Raw genomic sequence first — 1188 nt, 5'->3', positions numbered from 1 at the left:
GTTCAATCCAACCTACATTTATTTTTTCTTCTGTAGTGGGAGCGTCTCGCTCCCTGCTTGAAAATAGGGAGCGAGACGCTCCCACTCCTTTAACCATCAATTGACAATCAGTAGGTGTATCACCAACGACTAACTATTAATCCCATTTATTGCTGATACCAAGTTGCGTTTTATCGTGGTAATTCGAGTCAATGAGATTGCTTCCTACCTTGCGGGAACGCTAAGAGCGAACGTCCCAATGACTGGGTACTATCTTTGAATGCAACTTAGTATGACTTTTTTAATCAGATAAAAGAGCAAGACGCTTTTTGCGCATTTGTGCTTCTTCCATACATAATTGTTCAATTTCCTGAACAACACTCTCTTCTATTCCCAATTGTGCTGCCATTTGACGAATCTTTTGTTGCTCACCTGGATGATATGCTGCATCAGCGCTACATGCTTGAATCGCAACGTATATGATAATCAGTCGTCCTTTGCGACTAGCAACGTTAGAACTTCCCGCCAGAACTTCCTGTAAGCCATCATCTCCAGCATAAATTTTGGCGAGTTCATACCCTTTTGGATTCTGATAAGCTGCTGAACATCCAACAAACCAAGCTCTTTCTTCGGGGGATATTGTCCCGTCTCCTTTTGAACAAATCAGAACAGCTTTTGTAAATGCTTCAGAATCTTGATCCGGTGGTGGTTCTTTGATCCCATACAATTCATCCATCATCCACAACGTTGCATCGGTTTTTATATCAGACATAATTTCAACACCTCTTTGATTAGATGGATATCGGAACTTTTGGGGTTATAGATGACTATTCCAAACAGAACTACAGAATACATCTGATGTCTGCCAATAAGTATTTTAGCTTATGGCGCTTTGATTTTATCTGCGAAAAAATCAGGGAAAACTTGCCCGATATATCACTACAAAGTTAAGGCGCGGACATTATTAAACGCCCAAACCCATGAACAGTAAACTTATTACTTATTACTTATTACTTGCACGCGTAGCGCTATACAAAGGCAGTTATTGCCATCAAAAGGAAGAAATGCGATCGCCCTTGAGGATCATTTTGACTCCACCCCCAGGTTCAATAGCCAAACCGCGGCGCTGGGGTTTAACCGGACGACTATTGGCTAATTCTAGTTGATATTGCTTGAGAATAGTTGCTAACACTAATTTCATTTCCATTT

General features: G+C 40.9%; 1 protein-coding gene. It reads right to left on the bottom strand.

Translation table 11 applies throughout. The annotated features are described in order from the left end of the window. Positions 1 to 280 precede the first annotated feature (280 nt). Positions 281 to 751 (bottom strand): hypothetical protein, encoded by a 471-nt coding sequence (locus tag F6K52_RS36565; RefSeq protein WP_293090168.1) that lies wholly within the window; start codon positions 749 to 751, stop codon positions 281 to 283. Positions 752 to 1188 lie beyond the last annotated feature (437 nt).

The sequence above is a fragment of the Moorena sp. SIO3H5 genome, from assembly GCF_010692395.1.
GTDB lineage: Bacteria > Cyanobacteriota > Cyanobacteriia > Cyanobacteriales > Coleofasciculaceae > Moorena.
Note: the sequence above shows the minus strand (reverse complement) of the source record. Positions and strands in the feature narration are given on the sequence as shown.

Excerpts from the sequence above, each read along its gene's own strand:
- F6K52_RS36565 (WP_293090168.1), bottom strand. The coding sequence starts at position 751 with ATGTCTGATATAAAAACCGATGCAACGTTGTGGATGATGGATGAATTG.